This is a genomic window from Pseudomonas sp. GM21, from assembly GCF_000282215.1.
In the GTDB taxonomy this organism is placed as follows: domain Bacteria; phylum Pseudomonadota; class Gammaproteobacteria; order Pseudomonadales; family Pseudomonadaceae; genus Aquipseudomonas.
This window is the reverse complement of the sequence record NZ_AKJS01000056.1, coordinates 1-2367: the sequence shown is the minus strand read 5'-3', so window position 1 is coordinate 2367 and position 2367 is coordinate 1. Positions and strand designations below refer to the sequence as shown.

The following is a 2367-nucleotide window of genomic DNA, read 5'->3' as shown; positions in this document are numbered from 1 at the left end:
CACTCTGGGCCGTTCTCTGCCGATCATGGTGATAAAGCGTGCTGGTCAAATCCGATGCAATCGTTTGTCAGAACGAATGCAAATACCTGGTCAGGCCGAATGCAATCGGGTGGTCAAGTGGAGTGCTATTTCGTACAGAAATGCAAAGCCCCGAAGGTTCGCGGCTTCGGGGCTTCTATTTTCGCCTCCATCCCTTAATGTCTGGCGAACGTGGCGGCGAAAATACCAGCGATGCATTAGTGATTCACTACTGCGAAAGGTTGATTGTGTTCGGTCGGCAGGACGCCGTGAGGGTTGTGCGCAAAACTTCCTCTGGATGCCGCGAGTTTCCGTTTGCATAAGCACAGAAAAGCGGGTGTTTTTCCACATTTTGAAGTGGTTGTATTCGTTTAAAAACAATAGGTTAAGCTGCGGCAGCCCCCAACATGGGATGTAAACAACGAGCGTGGCGCTATTTGCTGTTTGTTGCCTTCGCGAAGCGCTGCAGTCGACCCAAAGTTGCCCTGTCGCATCAGGTTGAATTCTACCGTCCACAAACGGCCAGTCACTGGTCGTCAAATTCCGGGAGTCGGATGCCCGTTACGCGGAAATAGTCGGTGATCGAATCTCACTGCTGAGGTCCTGCAACAACTGGATCACCTTATAGAGTTTCGCCAATACATCGTCGACCCGCTCCCGGCATGGTGAGGCCTACCTGAACTGTAACCGGCGAAGTGGTTCGTCAGTTGATTCATCTATTGCGTGTTGTCGTTGGGTACAGCCAAAGGACAATAATTTGAAGTGAGAGCCCTGCGCTCTGCCTATGCTGCAACCAACGAGCCCATTGGCGAGAGCAGGAGGTCAGATGCTTGGTAACAGGAGCGCAAGACAGGTTTCCCCAAATGCCATTTCGGAGAGGCTATCATGAGGTGGGTAATCGAGTCTGCGCGCGCCGTCAAGGTTGGCAGCTGGATTATAGGGGTAATCTTGATCGTTATCGCCGTTATCGGGGTGGCCGACCGCTATCACCGTCAGCGCGCTCTGCTATTGGAGGGGCAGCAAGCATTGCTGGCTCATCGAAGCAGCTGGGGCTATGACACTCTGGTACGCCAGCTGGCGACCCATGAGCTGCAACTTTCATTGCTTCGGGCAAATCCCCTACCGACCGGGTGTCTGCCAGACCAGTCCATTGCCGAGCAGCAGCGCGCTACTGAGACCCTGACTGAAGGTATCGAAGAGCTGACTCAGTACACATCGCGAGTACCCATAAATCATGTAGCGGCTTTGCCCAGTCCGCTGGCACCACAAATGCGCCTGACGAAGGGCGGCATTCAGATGACCAGTCGACAACTTCTAGGCTACAGCTGCAGCGGGCGTGACGCGGTGATCCGGGAAACACAGACTCGGTTACACCCGTTACCGCTGCCGCCGCGTTCGGCGATCGGGCCGGCGTTTGTCGATGCACTTGTCGTGCATGTCGCCGTGAGCCACGGCCATACCCCCCCCTTGTATGTCGACATTCGTTTCACCGGCGACAAGGCAGACCTGATACCTGTCACAGCCGCCAACTGGCCCACGACACACATTTCAGAGGAGCAAGGCCAGGAGCGTTTTGTCCGGGACATAGAGGACCCACAACATGCCCTGCACCTGCAGTTCTATAGTGAAATCCTGACACCGAATTTCCTGTCACTGTTCCTGAGCTGGAATGGTCTCGGTTTGTCAATGCTGGTTGGCATGCTTGCCAGTGTGCTGTTGATCATTTGGCTGTCGGGGAAAATGATTGACGCCTATGGGATACAGCATCGAGCGGCGACCCGCGACTTTCTTACCGGGTTGTACAACCGACGGGAGGCGATGGCACTGGCAGAGGCGGAGTTGGCCAGGGTAATCCGCACGCCCAGTTCGTTGTGCATATTATTGCTGGATATCGACCACTTCAAACGGGTCAATGACACCTACGGCCATGACGGCGGAGATGAGGTGCTGAAGTTTTTTGCCCAGCTACTTAACCAGACTGTACGCCAACATGACCTGGTCGCCCGCATCGGCGGGGAAGAGTTCCTCATTCTGCTCCCAAATACCGATTTGACGGGCGCACATACGATGGCCGAGCGCTTGTTGCAGATCCTGCGCGACTCGACGCTGGACTATGCCGGAACACGTATTGGCGTCACCTGCAGCATAGGTGTCACAGCTTGGCGTGGGCCTGAAGACAACATTCAGGCCATGCTTATCCGTGCCGACCTTTTGCTTTACCAGGCCAAACAACAAGGCCGAGACCGATATGTGAGTGACTAACGCTAATCTGCTACTTATTGAGGAGCACTGCCTTCAGCAAGAACAATGATGCGACGGTTACGTCAGCTTTTGGCCCAGAGTGTGTAA

2 protein-coding genes are annotated in these 2367 nt (G+C 54.7%); both read left to right on the top strand.

Translation table 11 applies throughout. From position 1 onward, the window contains the following. Window positions 1-198: hypothetical protein (locus PMI22_RS31915; protein ID WP_238543912.1), on the top strand; the 198-nt coding region annotated here is incomplete at its 5' end. A 768-nt stretch (window positions 199-966) separates the two neighbouring features. After that, window positions 967-2280, top strand: a complete 1314-nt coding sequence (locus PMI22_RS29935; protein WP_238543910.1) for a GGDEF domain-containing protein — start codon at window positions 967-969, stop codon at window positions 2278-2280. Window positions 2281-2367 lie beyond the last annotated feature (87 nt).